The sequence below is a fragment of the Malacoplasma muris genome, from assembly GCF_046774425.1.
GTDB classification, from domain to species: domain Bacteria; phylum Bacillota_I; class Bacilli_A; order Mycoplasmatales; family Mycoplasmoidaceae; genus Malacoplasma; species Malacoplasma muris.
The window spans coordinates 46,490-63,711 of sequence record NZ_CP177248.1 but is presented as its reverse complement, the minus strand read 5'-3'; the positions used below and the strand labels follow the sequence as shown (position 1 = coordinate 63,711).

12 protein-coding genes and 1 riboswitch are annotated in these 17,222 nt (G+C 22.6%); of the genes, 1 reads left to right on the top strand and 11 read right to left on the bottom strand.

Annotated features, from left to right (window positions below):
* Positions 1 to 4: 4 nt before the first annotated feature.
* The 6 genes from ACLFO7_RS00270 to metK all read right to left on the bottom strand — a co-directional run bounded on the left by ACLFO7_RS00270 (position 5) and on the right by metK (position 7,675).
* On the bottom strand, positions 5 to 2,326 hold the full coding sequence (locus ACLFO7_RS00270) for an ABC transporter permease subunit (RefSeq protein ID WP_412032350.1): 2,322 nt from the start codon (positions 2,324 to 2,326) through the stop codon (positions 5 to 7).
* A gap of 132 nt (positions 2,327 to 2,458) precedes the next feature.
* Complete coding sequence (locus ACLFO7_RS00265; RefSeq protein ID WP_412032349.1) at positions 2,459 to 2,758, bottom strand: MTH1187 family thiamine-binding protein; 300 nt, start codon at positions 2,756 to 2,758, stop codon at positions 2,459 to 2,461.
* Positions 2,758 to 4,455, bottom strand: coding sequence for a hypothetical protein (locus ACLFO7_RS00260; protein ID WP_412032348.1), 1,698 nt, complete (start codon positions 4,453 to 4,455; stop codon positions 2,758 to 2,760). Before ACLFO7_RS00260 ends, ACLFO7_RS00265 begins: the two co-directional genes overlap by 1 nt.
* The gene (locus ACLFO7_RS00255) at positions 4,448 to 5,182 is read right to left on the bottom strand and encodes an ATP-binding cassette domain-containing protein (protein WP_412032347.1); all 735 of its coding nucleotides are present in this window, start codon (positions 5,180 to 5,182) and stop codon (positions 4,448 to 4,450) included. Before ACLFO7_RS00255 ends, ACLFO7_RS00260 begins: the two co-directional genes overlap by 8 nt.
* 9 nt (positions 5,183 to 5,191) lie before the next feature.
* Positions 5,192 to 6,322, bottom strand: coding sequence for an ABC transporter thiamine pyrophosphate-binding lipoprotein p37/Cypl (cypl, locus tag ACLFO7_RS00250; RefSeq protein WP_412032346.1), 1,131 nt, complete (start codon positions 6,320 to 6,322; stop codon positions 5,192 to 5,194).
* An 80-nt stretch (positions 6,323 to 6,402) separates the two neighbouring features.
* Positions 6,403 to 6,496: riboswitch (TPP riboswitch) on the bottom strand.
* A 45-nt stretch (positions 6,497 to 6,541) separates the two neighbouring features.
* Positions 6,542 to 7,675: a methionine adenosyltransferase gene (gene metK, locus ACLFO7_RS00245; RefSeq protein WP_412032345.1), complete on the bottom strand. Its 1,134-nt coding sequence runs from the start codon at positions 7,673 to 7,675 to the stop codon at positions 6,542 to 6,544.
* A gap of 618 nt (positions 7,676 to 8,293) precedes the next feature.
* Between metK and ACLFO7_RS00240 the strand changes: the two genes are divergently transcribed.
* Positions 8,294 to 8,701 (top strand): hypothetical protein, encoded by a 408-nt coding sequence (locus tag ACLFO7_RS00240; protein ID WP_412032344.1) that lies wholly within the window; start codon positions 8,294 to 8,296, stop codon positions 8,699 to 8,701.
* 11 nt (positions 8,702 to 8,712) lie between these two features.
* Here ACLFO7_RS00240 and ACLFO7_RS00235 read toward each other — a convergent pair whose 3' ends face one another.
* From ACLFO7_RS00235 to ACLFO7_RS00215, 5 genes are all read right to left on the bottom strand, one after another.
* Positions 8,713 to 9,489 carry a hypothetical protein gene (locus ACLFO7_RS00235; protein WP_412032343.1) on the bottom strand — a complete coding sequence of 259 codons (777 nt, stop codon included), beginning with the start codon at positions 9,487 to 9,489 and terminating at the stop codon, positions 8,713 to 8,715.
* 6 nt (positions 9,490 to 9,495) lie between these two features.
* Positions 9,496 to 10,104 carry a hypothetical protein gene (locus ACLFO7_RS00230; RefSeq protein WP_412032342.1) on the bottom strand — a complete coding sequence of 203 codons (609 nt, stop codon included), beginning with the start codon at positions 10,102 to 10,104 and terminating at the stop codon, positions 9,496 to 9,498.
* 178 nt (positions 10,105 to 10,282) lie between these two features.
* Positions 10,283 to 13,495, bottom strand: a complete 3,213-nt coding sequence (locus ACLFO7_RS00225) for a hypothetical protein (RefSeq protein ID WP_412032341.1) — start codon at positions 13,493 to 13,495, stop codon at positions 10,283 to 10,285.
* Positions 13,496 to 13,629: 134 nt separating this feature from the next.
* Positions 13,630 to 15,966 carry a ribonucleoside-diphosphate reductase subunit alpha gene (locus ACLFO7_RS00220; protein WP_412032340.1) on the bottom strand — a complete coding sequence of 779 codons (2,337 nt, stop codon included), beginning with the start codon at positions 15,964 to 15,966 and terminating at the stop codon, positions 13,630 to 13,632.
* Entirely contained in the window at positions 15,966 to 17,108 is a 1,143-nt protein-coding gene (locus ACLFO7_RS00215) for a ribonucleotide-diphosphate reductase subunit beta (protein WP_412032339.1), read from the bottom strand. The genes ACLFO7_RS00220 and ACLFO7_RS00215 overlap by 1 nt, the downstream gene beginning before the upstream one ends.
* Positions 17,109 to 17,222 lie beyond the last annotated feature (114 nt).

Sequence of the window (17,222 nt, the reverse complement as noted above, 5' to 3'; positions counted from 1 at the left end):
AATACTAAGCAAAATCTCTTTTAGAATACAACATCATTCCAATAGAAAACATTATTAAAGAAACAAAAATTCAAACTGGAATTAATATATCTCTATTAATCAAATTATATGCATGTATCTGTGAAAAATCTTGCACATAATATGCTGGTGTTAAAGAGGTAGATGAATAAAAAGAAAATATTCAATTATCTTTATTTCATTCATCGAACTCTTCTAATGTTTTAACATCATTTACTCCATTTGGATTATTTCCAACATAGTATTGAAATCTAATTCTATCTGTAGCTTTTACAAGATTTTGAAATGCATCAATATTTACTCTAAGAATTGGTTTATTGCTATCATCTGCACTTGAAGTAAAATAATTAATTAAATTAACTTCATTTTTATTTAACATTTCTGGAAAATATATACCAAGCAACTCTAGTATTGCTCTATATTCATTTCTAGTTTTTGACTTTTCAACAAAAAATTGATTTAATTCATTGTTATTTGAAATCATTGCTTGTATTTCACTAAATTTAGTTTTACCTGTTAGTTCTTTACCAGTATTTTCATTATAAATTTGCTTCAAAGCTTGTTTAACCAAATACAATTCTCTATTTACATTAGGATCAATAGAATCAAAACCAGGATACAAATTATCTACTATAACATCATTATCAATATCACTCATTAAATCGATGATATTTAAAATATCCATTTCATTTCTAGAGTTTGAAACAGTAGGATCAAAAACACTTAATTTTGTATATTTATAAAATGCTGACAAAATTATTGAATTAATCTCTCTAATAAAGTTATTAACATTATAACTTTTTAAATTAAATGAATTAGCATATTCCTCTAAAAAAATTCTTGCAGGAGAAGTTATTGATTCTCTTTTTGATAAAGATGTCAGATATGCATCTTTTTCTTCGTTCTTTGTTAAATATGTTGGTAATCAAGATGGATAAATGTTTGAATTATTTGGATTTGACTTTCATTCTCTAGCTTCATTGTATCATTGCTTTTCTTTTTTTACTCTTTCATTAACAATTTCACCAATTGTTTTAGTTATTGTTTGGTTATTTTCAATTTTACTAACAGTTTTATTTCATGCATTTTCTCATAGTTCACTATTAGTATTAGCATTTATAAAATCCCCATAACTATAATCAATACTGCTGCCTCACACTCTACTATTTGGCACTCTTAATGAAGATGATTCATTTTTAATACCAATGAATTTTGATACTTTTCTACTTGAATTATTATAATTAGCTAGAACATTTTTTAAAATATCTTTATCATTTTGATTAGGTATTGTTGTAATATTATCAACATTTATATCTGCAATAGGAAATCTCAAAAATAATCCTTGTTGAATATTGTCATCAAGTAAGTTATAGTCTGAAAAAGTAATATCAATAGGAGTATTAAAAGAAGATAAATTAGCAAGTGCTTGCAAAGAATCTTTGGGAGGAGTTGTTAATGAAAAAATACTCCCTAATTGAGCTCCAAAATCAAATGTACCAGCTATTGCATAATTCGATCTAGATTTAGAATAATTTCATATTGACTCAGCTGTTTTTGTTGTGTCTAATCCTCCAATTATAGGAACAACACCTTGAACAACTGAAAGCTTGTTTTTATTATTATTTTCATTTAAATCTTTATTATCATAATTAATAACAGATAATGGAACAATTGTATCTGGCTGATTCTCCATGATTTTTACAGGATTATCAACAACAAATGTTGATAGTAAAGAATATACCATTAGCAAAAAAGCTATTGCTATTGTTAATAACATTGAAACAACTTTTCTTAAATAAATAGATAAAATTGTTGCAAGAGATCCAAATAATAATCCACAAACTAAAGAACCAACAAATACACCAAGAATAATATTAATATTATCTACATAATATGAATTTGTACTAAAAAAAGAAGCTGTACTTAATAAAGCACCTATCAATGAAATAATTACAATACAAATAACAAAAATAATACATTTAACTGAAATTATCTCAGTTCTGGATAGTGGTTTACTTATAACTAAAAGCTCGGTTCCATCATCTATGGAAGTTCTAAATATTTCAATAGACACAAAACAACCAATTATAGCCATAGAAAAAACTAAAAATAAAGCCATTATTGGATTTGAAATAATGGTAATAGGATTAGAATTAGATAATAATGGAGTAATTGTTGTAAATATTAATATTAATAAAAAATATGCAGAAATAGCTAAATATATTGACACTTTTTTTAATAATGCAGAAAAAGTAAATTTAAAAAATGCTGCATCAAAAAATGAATTTTTTTTAATTTTTTGTTTCATATTTTTACCCATTAAATTTGTAAGTAATAAATTATTATTAAATTATATTAACCTATATTATATTTGAAAAATGAAAAAAATATTTATTAATAAAAAAAGGAACCAAGTTGCTAGTTCCTTAATTTCAAAATTTTATTTATAATTAATTATTTTTTCATCAATAGTCAATATGCTTTTAGGATTATAAATTATTTTTAAATTTGCAAATATTGTAAAATCATTACTTGCAGCAATTTTTATTGCATTATATAAGATATTCATACAAACATTATACTCACCTTCAATTGTGGTTTCTAATGGTCCTACATGAACATTAACGTTTTTTGATCTTTTTAAATACTTAATTATTTTATCTATAATTGAGTACTTTAAATCACTTTTCATTTCGCTAATTGGGATAATTTGTAGCCCAATTGTTGTATTAATTTTCATTACTTTCTCCATAATAATATTTTTATAAAATAATTAATGTTTATTGTTCTTTTTTCTATTAAAAAAAATTTAATTAAATAATTAATAATGATCATAAATAATGTTATAAAAAATGAAATTCAAATAAATGGTGCCATATTTATATAATTACCTTTTGATTGATAATTATCAATACTTGCTCCAATAGATGACGCTCCATAACTACCATAAGTTATAAGATCTCTAAATTTAGATTCAAATTCAAATAAAACTATAGATCAAAATTCTAAATGAATATAAAATAAAACATATTTAAAAAATATAGATATTTTTGAATATCCTTGCATAACATAATAATTAATAATTCTATTGTCAATTTTATTTATTAATTCACCTATATTTTTAGAAATAATTGTTGCACTACCAATTGCCAAGATGACACATATACTGCTAATAGGACTTGAATAAAGTGGATTTAATATAAAAAACAAAGCTACCATTGGAAATGATCTAATAATTGTAGTGATAGAAATTCCAAATATAGAATAATATTTAAATAATTTAAATGCACTAATAAAAATCAATATTAAAGAGATAAAAATAGCAATAAACATTATTGATATTGATTGAAAAAATAACATTAATATGTCAAGAAATAAATTATTTTTTGAAGATAATATACTTCAATTTGGACTAAATAATCCACTAATAAATGAATTATTTAAATCAGCATATTGATTAATTGACATTGTTATAATAGAGACAAGAAACAAAATAATTATCAATAAAAGTAAAAATCATTTTATAAATACCTTATAGTTAAAATAGAATTTTATTTTTTTATTTTTATTAAATGTGAAACTTTTGTGAATTAATAAAAATCTATTTATTAAAAATATTGTTGCCTCTAAAAATAACATGAATATAGTTATAACAAAAACAGGTATTCCCATGTTGCTAAAATTTTGACTTTGTGCATAACTTATTAATTGCCCAATTCCAATAAAACCTAAAACTCCCAGTAATGAAACCCATCTCATATTTGATTCAAGAGAGTATAAATACAAAGATATAAATCTATTATTTATTTGAAAAAATATAGTTTTTAAATAAGAAATAATTCTATTGCAACCTTGATTTCTAAGAACATAATATGGATAATAATTTAATGAATCATAAATTTCAATCATATATTTATGAAGTCACAATCAACTAAATCAAGCATACAACAAGTACAAAGCAACATTTGATCCCCTTCCACCAAAATTTAATTTAAAGAAATAAATGAAAACAATGGTTGGTAAAGCTCTTAATATTGCTAAAATTATTTTAATAATTTCATTTGCAATTTTTGTCCTTACAAAGTGATAGTTAACAAAATAAGAACTTATTATTGCCAACACAAACCCAATAGTTGTACCAACAATTACACCTTGAATTGATTTTCACAAAAATTCAAATGACAAATTTCATAAATTATTGTTTGGGTATAAATCTATTGCGCTATTAAAAGAAAATAGTTCTTTTAAGTTTTTTATAAAAATTTCTGTTCCATATGGAGAATACTGAAATCCAACCATTACCATAGATACACAAATAATAGATAAAAATAATATGGTAATTAATAATTTTGTTTTTCATGTCAATTGAGTATTTTTTCATCTTTTTTCATTAATATGATATGAAAAGAAGAAATTAGATTTAACATTATTATTCATATAAATCTCTTAAATCTTTTTTTGTAATTTTTTTTGGTTCTTTATTTAACATAATTGATCTATTTTTTATACCAATAACTCTATCAAAATTATCATTTAATAATTTTGTGTCATGAAGATTAATTAAAACAATTGAATTTTCTTTTGTTGCAACCTCTTTCAATAATTTTATAGTGAGTAATGAATTATTAATATCAAGATTTGATGTCGGCTCATCAGCTAAAATAATTTCTGGTTTTTTTAATAATATTTTAGCTATTTCAACTCTTTGGGATTCACCACCACTTAAATCAAGTGGCTTATAAAATACCTTATCTAAAATATTCAATTGTTCTAAAACATTAAAAATTTTAGATTTTTGTTCTTTAGTAATAATGTTAAATAGTTTATAAAACAAATTATTTTCATTACTTAAATATATCTTTAAATTATCAAATACACTTATTTCATTTATTAATGTTGAATTTTGACTTATAATACCAATTTTTTTTCTATAGTTTTTTAATTTTTTTCTAGTATTTTTGTCAAATAAAAATGTCTTATATTCTATACAACCATGTGTTATAACAACATTTAAACATAGTGTATTTAAAAGTGTTGTTTTACCTACACCTGATTTACCAATAATTGCAACAAATTGATTTGGATAAAAATTAAGATTTATGTTTGTTAAAATATTTTCTTTCTGTCCAATGTTTTTAACAGAAATATCTTTTAATACTATCATTTTGTACCCTTAGTTAAATGTATTTTTATAATAATCTAGAACTTCAGAATTAAAATCATTAATTAATTTATATCCATTATATCCAAGACCCTCACCATATAAATTATCATTATTTTCATAAGTTTTTATAATAGCTTGCGACATTAAATTCATTAATTCATCATCAATATATTTTGAAAAAGTGCCAATATCATATATGCTTGGATTGGTAACAGTCAATATTTCTATTACAGAATTTTCTATTGGTGTATATCCTGTAGTGTTTTTATTTCTATGAGTTCATGCAAATGATGCTTCATCTGTAAAACTTATTATAAATTTCTCATTTTTTCCAATTAATTCAGTTCCATATTCATCATAATTATATTTATCAGGGTTTTTTAACTCATCAGATGCTAATGTTCAAGTATTTTCTAAAGAAAAATGTTGCTTTATAAGAAGTTCTTGAAGTTTATAATTTCCAATTGATTCTTTATTTCCAAAAATTATGCCCAGATTTCTAAAATTATTTCAATCTTTTTTATCCCAATAATCCTTTGCAGTTTCAATTATTTCTTTTTTACCTGATAATAAAATCATTCCTCTATAACCATTAACCAATTCACTATTTTTAGAATAGAACTTATCATATCTAATACCATTTCATTGATAATCCAAATCAGTTCAAGTACTATGTGGATGTTCATAATTAGCTCCAAAACTTACTGCTTGCATATCCTTTGCAATAATTCTCAATGGATCATTTAAACTACCATCCAAATACCTTTTATTCATATCAGTATCAAAAACAAAAGGGGTTGTTAGTGTTTGTATTAAAGGATTGGAATCACTATAAAAATTATTATTCATTAATGTTTGAACTTTTAAAAAGGAAAATGAACCACTACCATTTTCTAGTGATTGTTTTTTTGCCAAATCATTGCTACTAATTTTATAGGTAATATTTAAGTTAGAAAATTTTTTATTTGTATCTAATTCATTCAAATTCTTTTTTATAGAATTTACAAATTTATTTGGGTCACCCTTATTAATAGGTTCTGATAAAAAGAACACAAAACTATTGCTAGTAGAGCATGATGTTGAAACTATTGGTGACACTAAAGATGCAGCAATAGTTAATGTACAAAATATTTGTTTCATATATTATTCCTTTCAGTTATCAGGAATATAAAAAACCTCTATATATAAAGTATATAGAGGTACAGTTAATATATTAATATTTCATTATATATTATCTTTCCCTCCGCTAGTGCTAACTAGATCAGGTTATTAGCGTATTTCTCAGCCTCAATAAAGGCACCGCCTGATAACATATTTTGATTATATTATTTTTTTTAAAAAAATGTAAGTTTTATAAAACTATAAATACTTTCTTAAAACTTCAACTTTATCTAACATTTCTCACTTAGTATCCAAATCTTCTCTACCAAAATGTCCATATTTTGACAATGGGAAAAATATCGGTGATTGCAAATCAAAATGATTAATAACTTCTTTAACGTCAAAATTAAATTCATTTATTACTGCATTATAAATAATAGATTCATCTATTTTATTAGTTCCAAATGTTTCAATATAACAAGCAATTGGTCTTGGCATACCAATTGAATATGCCAATTGAATTTCACATTTATCTGCAAGTTTTGCAGCAACAATATTTTTTGCAATATATCTTGCTAAATATGCTCCACTTCTATCAACTTTTGAACCATCTTTACCACTAAAAGCTCCACCACCATGTTTTGCAATTCCACCATAAGTATCTGCCATAATTTTTCTTCCTGTTAATCCTGCATCACCAATTGGACCACCAATGACAAACCTACCTGATGGATTTATTATTTTATTAAAATCTAAATTCATATTGTATTTTTTAGCAACATCTTCCATTAACTTTGAAATAATTTTATTAATAATAGATGTGTCAATATTTTCAAAATGTTGCACACTCATTAGCATAGTATCAATTCTAATATTATTTTCATCTGTATAATCAATACTAACTTGTGATTTCATATCAGATTTTAAAATTTTACTCATTTGAAAAACACTATTTCTTAAAAGTTCACAAGCTTTAACTAAATCATTTGCAATATTTATTGACAAAGGCATATAATTATTGCATTCATTTGTTGCATATCCATAAACAATTCCTTGATCTCCTGCCCCAATTTCACCATCATTCTTAAAAACTGATTGAAAAATATCTGAAGATTGTGAATTTACATTAGAAATAATAGTAAAATCATTTTCATTATATCCTAAAGGCATTAAAACATTTCATGCACACTGTACAATGTCTATATATCCTCTTGTTGAAATTTCTCCACCAATAACTATCAATCTATTAGCAGCCATTACCTCGCATGCAACTCTTGATTGTCTATCTTGTTTTAAACATTCATCTAAAATATAATCAGATATTTGATCACAAATTTTATCAGGATGACCTGCACCAACACTTTCACTTGTTATAACTTTTCTCAATTCCATACATTAACCCTCAACAAAATATTAAATTTATAACATATATAATTTTAAAAGATATCATGATTTTTGAAAATAAAAAAACTTACATTAATTAAATGTAAGTCTTTTCACAATAGGCTTTTTATTGAGAATAAAAACAGAATAAAAAAAGGAGTCTATACAAAAACTATAATAAAAAATAAAATTAAGGACTAAAAAAATATTATAGAAAATATATAGATAATGAAATAAAAAGCCCTTCTAATATTAGTGCATATAAAATAAAGAAAAAAGATTACACTAATATTAACAAGACTTGAGAGGAGTCTTGGCTTTGGAAACATTCACAATAGAGAAAATAGCAATAAACAAAAAATGAATATAACACCAAAGCAATATAATAATATACATTGGTTCAACAAAAATCCACAAATAAAGAAATTTTTTTCAATTTTATAAATTTATAAATACATGTATGAAATTTTTAGAATTTAAAATAATATTTATTAAATTTAACATTAATATTCTATATTTTTTTAACATTAATATTCTATATTTTAGCTTTTCCATCTTTACATTCATTTTTCTTTCATATATTATTAAGTAGTATATTAATTCAAAAAAATTTAGTGGGATAACAAAATGTTAATTAAATCTAGAAATTGAGATGATTTATATAGAAAAGAAAATGAAATCAATTCTTCAAAAGAAACAATTAGATATTTTGAAAGAGCAAATGATTCATCTCTTAAAAAAAATATTGAATCTTCAAAAAAAGTTGAATATCTTGAAAATTTGAGAGATCAACTAATTTATGATTTTGAAGACAAATTTAAAATTTCTTTTGATGAAGCTAGAGAACTAGTTGAATCATCAAATAATGCATCAAGATTTTATAATATGGATGAGTATAATGAAATAATTGCTATTATAGACCAAATTAGTGGGGAAAAATTCTATATTTATCAAAGAAATAGACTTATTAATAAAAACAAAGAAGTTATAAGAGATATTAATAAATGAATTGATAAAGCTGAATCTGAAAGATAATATACTTTAATTTAAAAATCCATTTCATTAAAAATAGACATCAAAACTCTGTCTATTTTTTTTATTTTATTTTGATATTCATTAAAAAGTAAATTCAAATTAATATCACTAAATATAAATGTAATGTAGATGTTTTTCATATTCAAATTATTATTATTTTTTCCATTATCAAAATATATAGGATCCATAATATTTAAATTTAAATGATTAATATAATTATTTATAAATTTATTTTTAATTAAATCATCATTAACACTAATTGCTAATTCAAAAAATTGAGATCAAAAGCCAACTGTAGAATTTTTATATTTTTTATGTCAATCAATATAATAACCATAAAACATTAAAATATTATTTAACAAATTAATATAAAAAATAAAACAATTTTTTCTGTTTTTTTCACTACATAAATTACATATTTTAGATATAAAAAATCATATTGTTCCCTTAATGTATCCATATACATCAATATTTTCAAAAATAAAATTTATATATTCTTTTAATAAATCATTTAAAAATTTATCATTTATCAAAGTTGAGTCATAAAAAAATTCTTTTACATCATTATTAGTTTCTGCAAAAACACTAGTTAAAATTTTTTCTAATAAATATTTATCTACATTAGAAGATAGTATACATTCTTTGTTAATAACTACATCTGAAAAAATTGAAATATACGAAAGAGTGTTGTCTTTATAATCATATTGATTATTGTTTAATTTATTGGAAACTATTTCATTAAAAATATGTTCATCTTTTTTACTTAAAATAATTTGAATTTCATTCATAAAATCCTACATTTTTGCTTTTAATGCTCTCATAAATTCTTCATCAGAAATCTCTTTACCATTTAATAAATAAACATCATCATTTTCTTTATTAATTATCTCTAACACACTATTATTGTCCAAAATATCTGCAGACTTAATTCCATTTAAAAATGACAAATTCAGTTCTTGTGTTTTTTCATTAATTGCATCTGAAACATCCATTAACTCTTTAGGAATTCATAAATCATCATCAAAGTTTGATATCTCAGTTTTATCATATTCTATATTATTTTCATTATTATTGAAATAAATTTCGTCTAACTTATTAGTAAGTTCAGAAGTAAAATTATTAATGTCTCTTTTTTTATTTGAAACATTATCAGTAAAATTATTATTCTTAATATTTACTCTTTCAGACACACCACACAATTCATTAATTTCTTTTAATTTATTTAGTGTATCCTGTGATAATCTATGATGATATTTACTGATTAAAACTTCCATAATATTTTTCAATCTCATATGAAATGATTGTAGTTCATTACTCATATTATAAATAAATTCTTTAGCCTTTTCTTCACCTTTAATTTTTTTAATATCATTATAAATTCTTTGCACATTTATCTTACTCATATCCCACCAATCAAAAGTAATTATTTATTTTAAAATGAATTATCATTACATTAATAATACATTATTTTAATACAAATCAAGATAAATAATTTCTCTTAACATGTATAAAATAATGTATTTATTAGTTACTTTTTATAACAAAAATTATCAGCGAATGAAAACATCATTTTCTCTTGGTTTATATAGATGGGATTTTAATTGCAATTCTTGGAGCAAAAATTATTTTTGTAAACTTATTGCTAAAACTATTAGCATTTGATTGATTTAAATCTAATACATATTCTGGCAATAAAACATTAACTTGATAAGCAAAAAAATCAACTGATAATTCTATATTTAATTTGGTTTTTAAAAATATTTCAGCCAGAGAAGTTAAATCAGTCTCTTTAATTGAACCATCATTATTTTTTGTTTGTAATTTTACGCCTAAATTAATTGTTTTAGTAAAACCAAAATTAATCAGTGGATTAATACTTATTTGTGTATTTTTCAAATCAATTCCATTACCCAATGAAAATAAATCATTTATAATTGTTTGTTTATTCTCATTTGATAATGTAGCATATTGACTATTAATAATATCTAATTGTAAATCACCATTTGCAGATGATACATATTTATAATTATATGTGGTTGGTAAGTCATTATATTGAATCATATTTTTATATTCATCAAATTTTATGCTTTTAAATTGAATATTATTACTTACATTAATAATTTCATGAGTTAAATCTATATCTAATCATTTAAAAGTTTTATTATAGTAATATGCATCATTTTGTTGATTAGCAATTTTTGAAACATCACACCCTTCAAAAACGTATGATGTTGTAATTTTATTAGCAACTATTTTAGAAATTAGATTAACTCCTATTTCTTTATTTTGTGCAGTTTGTTTGTTACTTCCTGATTCATATTTAATATAAGCACCTAAATTTTTTGTGCCTTGATATTTATTCATAATATTATTTTCAACATTATTTGTTTCATTATAATATTCTTTTAATAATGAAGAACTTAGTGTACTTGTAACAATTCCATTATTTACATCAGCCTGTTCAAAATAATTTGTAATTTTAAAAATTGTACTAAATCCATGATATCAAGTTTTATTAATTTCTTTTTGTGAATATAATAATTTTCCATTATCTGGTGTTATTTCCATAACAAAACTATCATTTTCTAAAATTGTTATATTTTTTGGAAATAAAGCAAATAATAGTCTTTCAAGATTAAGTCTGACATATTGCCCAACAGTATTAGCAGATCCAAGAACTGATAGCTCAATTGAATCTTTATTTAATAACTTTGACAACTCTAAAAATATATCAGAAGGTAGAAAATTTAAAATATTATTAATATTAAAAGTATAAGAATTGATAAATATAATTTTTAATTTTAAATTAAAGTTTAAAGTATGTTTAATATCATCGTATTTTATATCTTTTCCTTCAACTTTACTATATTCAGTAACCACTTTATAATTTGATGAATTTGATAAATAATTTAAAGCATTAGATATTTCTTTTATAGCTATTTTCAAATTTTCAATAATAAAGTGTTTTTTATTCAACTCATTTGAATATATTTGATTTAAAATACTATAAATCATATTTGTACTATCAGTACCAATATTAATTCCAAATCCATTTAATATAATAATCAAATTATCCATAAATCATCATTTTGTTTCACCATTATCTAAAATTTGCATTTTAAATAATTTTTCTAAAACAGGTTCTGCAAAATTAACATTTCCTTTTGATAAATCAGTTTTCCCATTTATATCCTTTTCTCTAACTGTTAGCTCACTATAAATATTAATAATTGCTCTAAATGCATTAACATCAATTTTTATATTAAATTTATTTAAAATATTATTTAGTGAATCAAAATTTTCGATTAAAATTCAATCAATTAAATCCAATATATATGGATTACCTTCTTTCACTAAAATTTCATTTTGATATTCGCCAAGCATAACATCAATTAGTTTTAGAATAAATATTTTTAGAGGATCATTATCATCACTAAGAAACATATTTATTGTTTTCTTTAATCCTAAAACCTCATCATATGTCATGTTGGGTTTTATTTTTGCTAGCACTAAATCAACCAAATCAGTTAAATTTCATAGAACATCTTTTAGTAAAAATTTTAACAAATTAGAAATACTATCTCTATTTTCATACAATATATCTACAACACCTTTACCAGTGTAAAAACTTTTTAATAATTCTTTTGAAATATTTAAAACTTCTTTTGGCAGGAAATTTAATTCAGACAAAATATTGTAAAATGGGTTTGATAAATCATATAAAAATTTACCTAATGAAGGATTGGAATCTAGTGATTTAAAAACAAAAGATAGTTCAGGAAGGATTTTAGCAATTAAAATAGAATATTTTAATATTTCTGATTCTATATTATCCTTAATTAATGATTCATCTAAATTATTTAAAAATGATTTTGCATTTTCATCTACCAGTGTAAAATTGGTATTGTCTGTTAAATTCAAAAATTCCATTGGATAAGCAAAACTACTAGATGCATTTGTTGGATTAAATTTACCTTGATAAAAATTATTATCATTAATGTATGCTTCAACATAATTAAGATGTCAGCCAAAAAAATACTTATTATTAAAAACGTTTATAACATTTTGAATTTTTTGTCTATTTGCTTTAATTGAGAATAATAATGGGGCATTGGGTAATAATTCAATTTTTTTATCAAAAATTGTGATTGTTCTGACTTCATTTTTAATATTGATAAATTTAAAAGTAAAATCGAATTCAATGTAATCATCTTTTTTATTATTTACTAAATTATTTGTTGATTCATATACTAAATTGTTATTGATAATTTCTATATCAAAAGATTTATTGTTAGAACTATATAATTGAAAAATAGAGTGATAAATATCTTTTTTGAATAATTCTTTATTTGGCATAACTATTTTTTTACTAAATTGGTCACCTTCAATAGATAAATTATAGTTATTAACATATTCATAATAATTAAATTTTTTTAAAAATTCATCTTTATTTATCAATGATTGACCTTGTAAAGTATGATCTATTAATGAACCTCTTTCATTAATATATCTATAATTGCCATTTTCATCAACACTTGATAATTGATAATCCTTATATGTTATTAAATTATTAACAACATTAAGATGAATATAATTATTATCAATAGAATTTTTCATGTCTTGAAATTCTTCTGGTAATACACCAACCATATTATTAATGTTAGTATTGTCATCAATTACATTTCCATTATTATAATCTAAAGTACTTTTACAAGATGTTAATAATGGTGTTGTGATAGATGAAAATAAAGCAAGTGAGCTAAATAACAAACTTTTGTTTATTTTCTTTTTCATTAATACATCCTTTATAAGTTATTATGCATAAAATATATATCTAAATATATGCAATTGCAAGAATAAGGATAATTAATTAAAAAACATTGAAATGTATTCTTACATTCCAATGTTTCAATTAAATATAAACTAAATTATGTACAACTTTCACATATATCTTCTATTACATCTTTTTCTGTTTTACAGTAATAATAAGTTTTAATTCCCAATTCAAATCCATATATATGATATAAAGTAAAATCTGTTAATGATGTAATTTTTTTGAAATATGAGTTTATTGATTGTGCCTGATCCAAATATATTTGTCTAATTGCAGCAAGTTTTAATAAAGCATATTGATTACAATCAGTTGCTATTTTATAGTAATTAGAATTTTTTCTAATATTTGGAACTAAAGTAGGCAAATTAATTTTTCCATCTTCTTTATAAAAGAAGTGTTGTATAGGTTCAATGCTTTCAGTAGCATTAATTGCCTTGCCACTTGTTGCTGTTGGAGCAATAGCCATAAGTTGAGCATTTCTCAAACCATATTGTCTTATTTGTGAAGCTAGTTGCTTTCATCTATTTAAATCAGGTTGGTAATCTGTTAATTTTAATGCTTTTTTATTTGCAACAAACAAAGGTAGTTGTCCTTTTGCTCATTTTGATTCAGCAAACTTAATATATCTACCTTTTTCTTTAGCTAATTTAAGTGATGCATTTATAATCATAAAACTTCAATTATCAAACAACTTATGTGTCTCTTCTAATGCTTCTTTAGTATCTATTGTTATTTTTTTAAGTGCTAAATAATTTGCATAATTTAAAACACCAATACCTAAATAACGATAATTTTTATTAGTTATTCTACCTTCTTGAACAGGATAATCAGCAATATCAATTGTATTATCCATTCCTCTTACAACAATATCAATAATATCTTGTTGTTTTTTTATTTCTTCAAAGCATCATTTAGCTAAATTAATAGAAGCTAAATTACATAATGAAATTTCACCAGCAGAATATTCTTTAGATATTTTAATATTTCCTGTTTCCATATTCATATTAGAAGATTCACATAATAGTTTAGATTCTCTAGATGGAAGTACTATTTCACAACATAAGTTAGATGAATTTATATATCTATTTAACATTGATGTTTCATTAACATTTTCCTCATGAAACATATAAATATTTCCTGTTTCAGCACGTTCCTTCAACAACATTTCCATTACTTTTCTAGCAGGAACAATCTTCTTTTTAATAGATTTATTTTCTTCATATTTTATATATTCTTCCTCAAATTCTTTTCCAAATTTACCAATTAAATTCGGAACATCATTTGGATTAAATAAACTAACATCTTTATTTGATAAAACTCTTTTTATTAATAAATCATTAATTTTTACAGAATATTTTAATTGTCTTGCTCTATTTTCTTCAGTACCACTGTTATTTTTTAAAACAACAAGCTCTTCAAAATTTGCATGTCATCATTGAAAATAAATACAACAAACTCCAGGTCTTGTAGCACCTTGGTTAAATGCTTTGATTGTAGATTCAATTATTTTTAAAAATGGTACAGGTCCAGACGAAAATCCATTATTACCCAAAATGTAACTTCCACTTGACCTAATTTCAGATACATCTATTGCATTACCACCTTTATATTTTGAATATATTGCAATATCTTTTATTGCATCCATTATGCTATGAGCATCATCTCCCATTTTTGATAAAACACAACTTGATAATTGTTGCTTTAATGTACCAGCATTTAACATAATTGGAGTAGCCAATGTAAAGTAATGTTCTGAAACATATTTATAAAATTTTTTAACTAAATCTAATCTAATATTTTTTGGTTCTTTATAAAACAAAGTTAAAGCAATTCTCATATATGCATGCTGTGGAAGTTCTAGTTTTTTATTCTTAGTATAGTTTAAACAATATTTAGAATAAAAAGTATATAAAGATTTATATGTAAATAAATGATCATTATCAATATTAATTATTTTAGATAATTCATTTATCTCATCTTCTGTATAGGACTCAAAAACTTCTTTTTTATAAACAGAATATGATAATCCTTTTTTAACAACTTCTAAATAATCAGGATACTTAGTCTTATCTTTAATATGTCATGCATCATGATAAATTTTTAATAAATATAACTTTGCAGCTATCATTTCATATTGTGGATAAATTCTACTAATATTATTAACAGCTGTTTTAATTAATTCATCATATACATCACTAATTTTTATCTTATTATATAGTTTAATCTTTGTAGAATCCAATAATAAATTTGCAAATATTTCTTTATTATCACATGCTCACATACATACCTTTTTCATTTTTTCTGGCATGTATTTTTCTTCTCTACCATCTCTTTTAATAACAATTATCTCATTTGGATCATATTCTTTATCTCTTATATTTATTAATTCAGAATTTTCCAAAATTGATAATTTTACTCTATTAGAATCCACTATTTAGCCTCTCTAATAAATAATTCTTTTAATAATTTTTCAAGATCTTTATCAGCATAATCCATTTCCATTGTACCAATGTTGTAATTTAAAGCTGTTGCTTCTTGTTGAGCAGTATTATCTTTATTAATATCTTTATATGTATTAAATCAATCAACAATATCAGTTTTTCTAACATCTTTATATAATGGGTCTAAACCTATTCTTCTTAATCTATCATTTGCATAATATTCCATAAAGTTTTTAAACACTTCTTTAGTTAATGATGGAATAGGTCCAAAACTTAATAGATAATCTCCTCATGCAAGTTCATCTTTAACAATATCTTTAACAATTTGATATGTTGTTTCTTCAAATCATCTTTCTTTAAATAAATGACTAAAGCCTTCTTCAGGTATTTTCTTTAAAATATTGATTAAACCACCAACAACAGCAACATGCATATCTTCATCAAAATTAATTAATTTAATAATTTTTGTTACTCCAGGAATAGCGTCTTGATATGCATTATTAACCATATATGTTACCATGAATGATATGTAAAATTTTAAACCTTCTAAAAAGAAAATGTGTACTAATAAAATTAAAATTTTCTTTTTAGCATCTTCATCAGTTAATTTTATTTTCCCTTCAATATAACCTTTGATAATTGAATATGCTTCAATTTCTTTATCTGTTCTATGTTTTATCTGAGGTATTTTATAAATTCTATTAAATATCTCAGTAGCATTGGATGGGAACATTTCTCTTAGTATATGTGAATAAGACAATGAATGTATTAATTCAAAATATGCCTGTGATTTAAATACAGCTTCTCATTCACTGGATGAGACAAGTTCTGACATACAACTATCTAATCCTCTATTTTGAACACTATCCATAAAGGTTTGAAATAACAAATTATTTATAACAACTTCTTTTATATGATCTGGTAAATCTTTAAAATTTTCTCTATCAGCTATCATACTAATTTCTTCAGGTGTTCAAAATGCTTGACGCATAGATCTTTCAATTACTTTAGCAAAAGGATGTTTATACACATCATATCTTTGAAAACCATTATATTCACCCAAAAATATTCGTATATCTTTAATTGCTACTTCTTTATCAAGATCAACAATCTTTTTTTCTTCAAATTTCATATTTATTTTTCCTTTCTTTTTTATAAAACTAATATATTTTTTATACTAGTGCGATATTAATATAACATAATAATAAAATTGATTTAAAAGTATTATAAAATAATTAAATTTTAC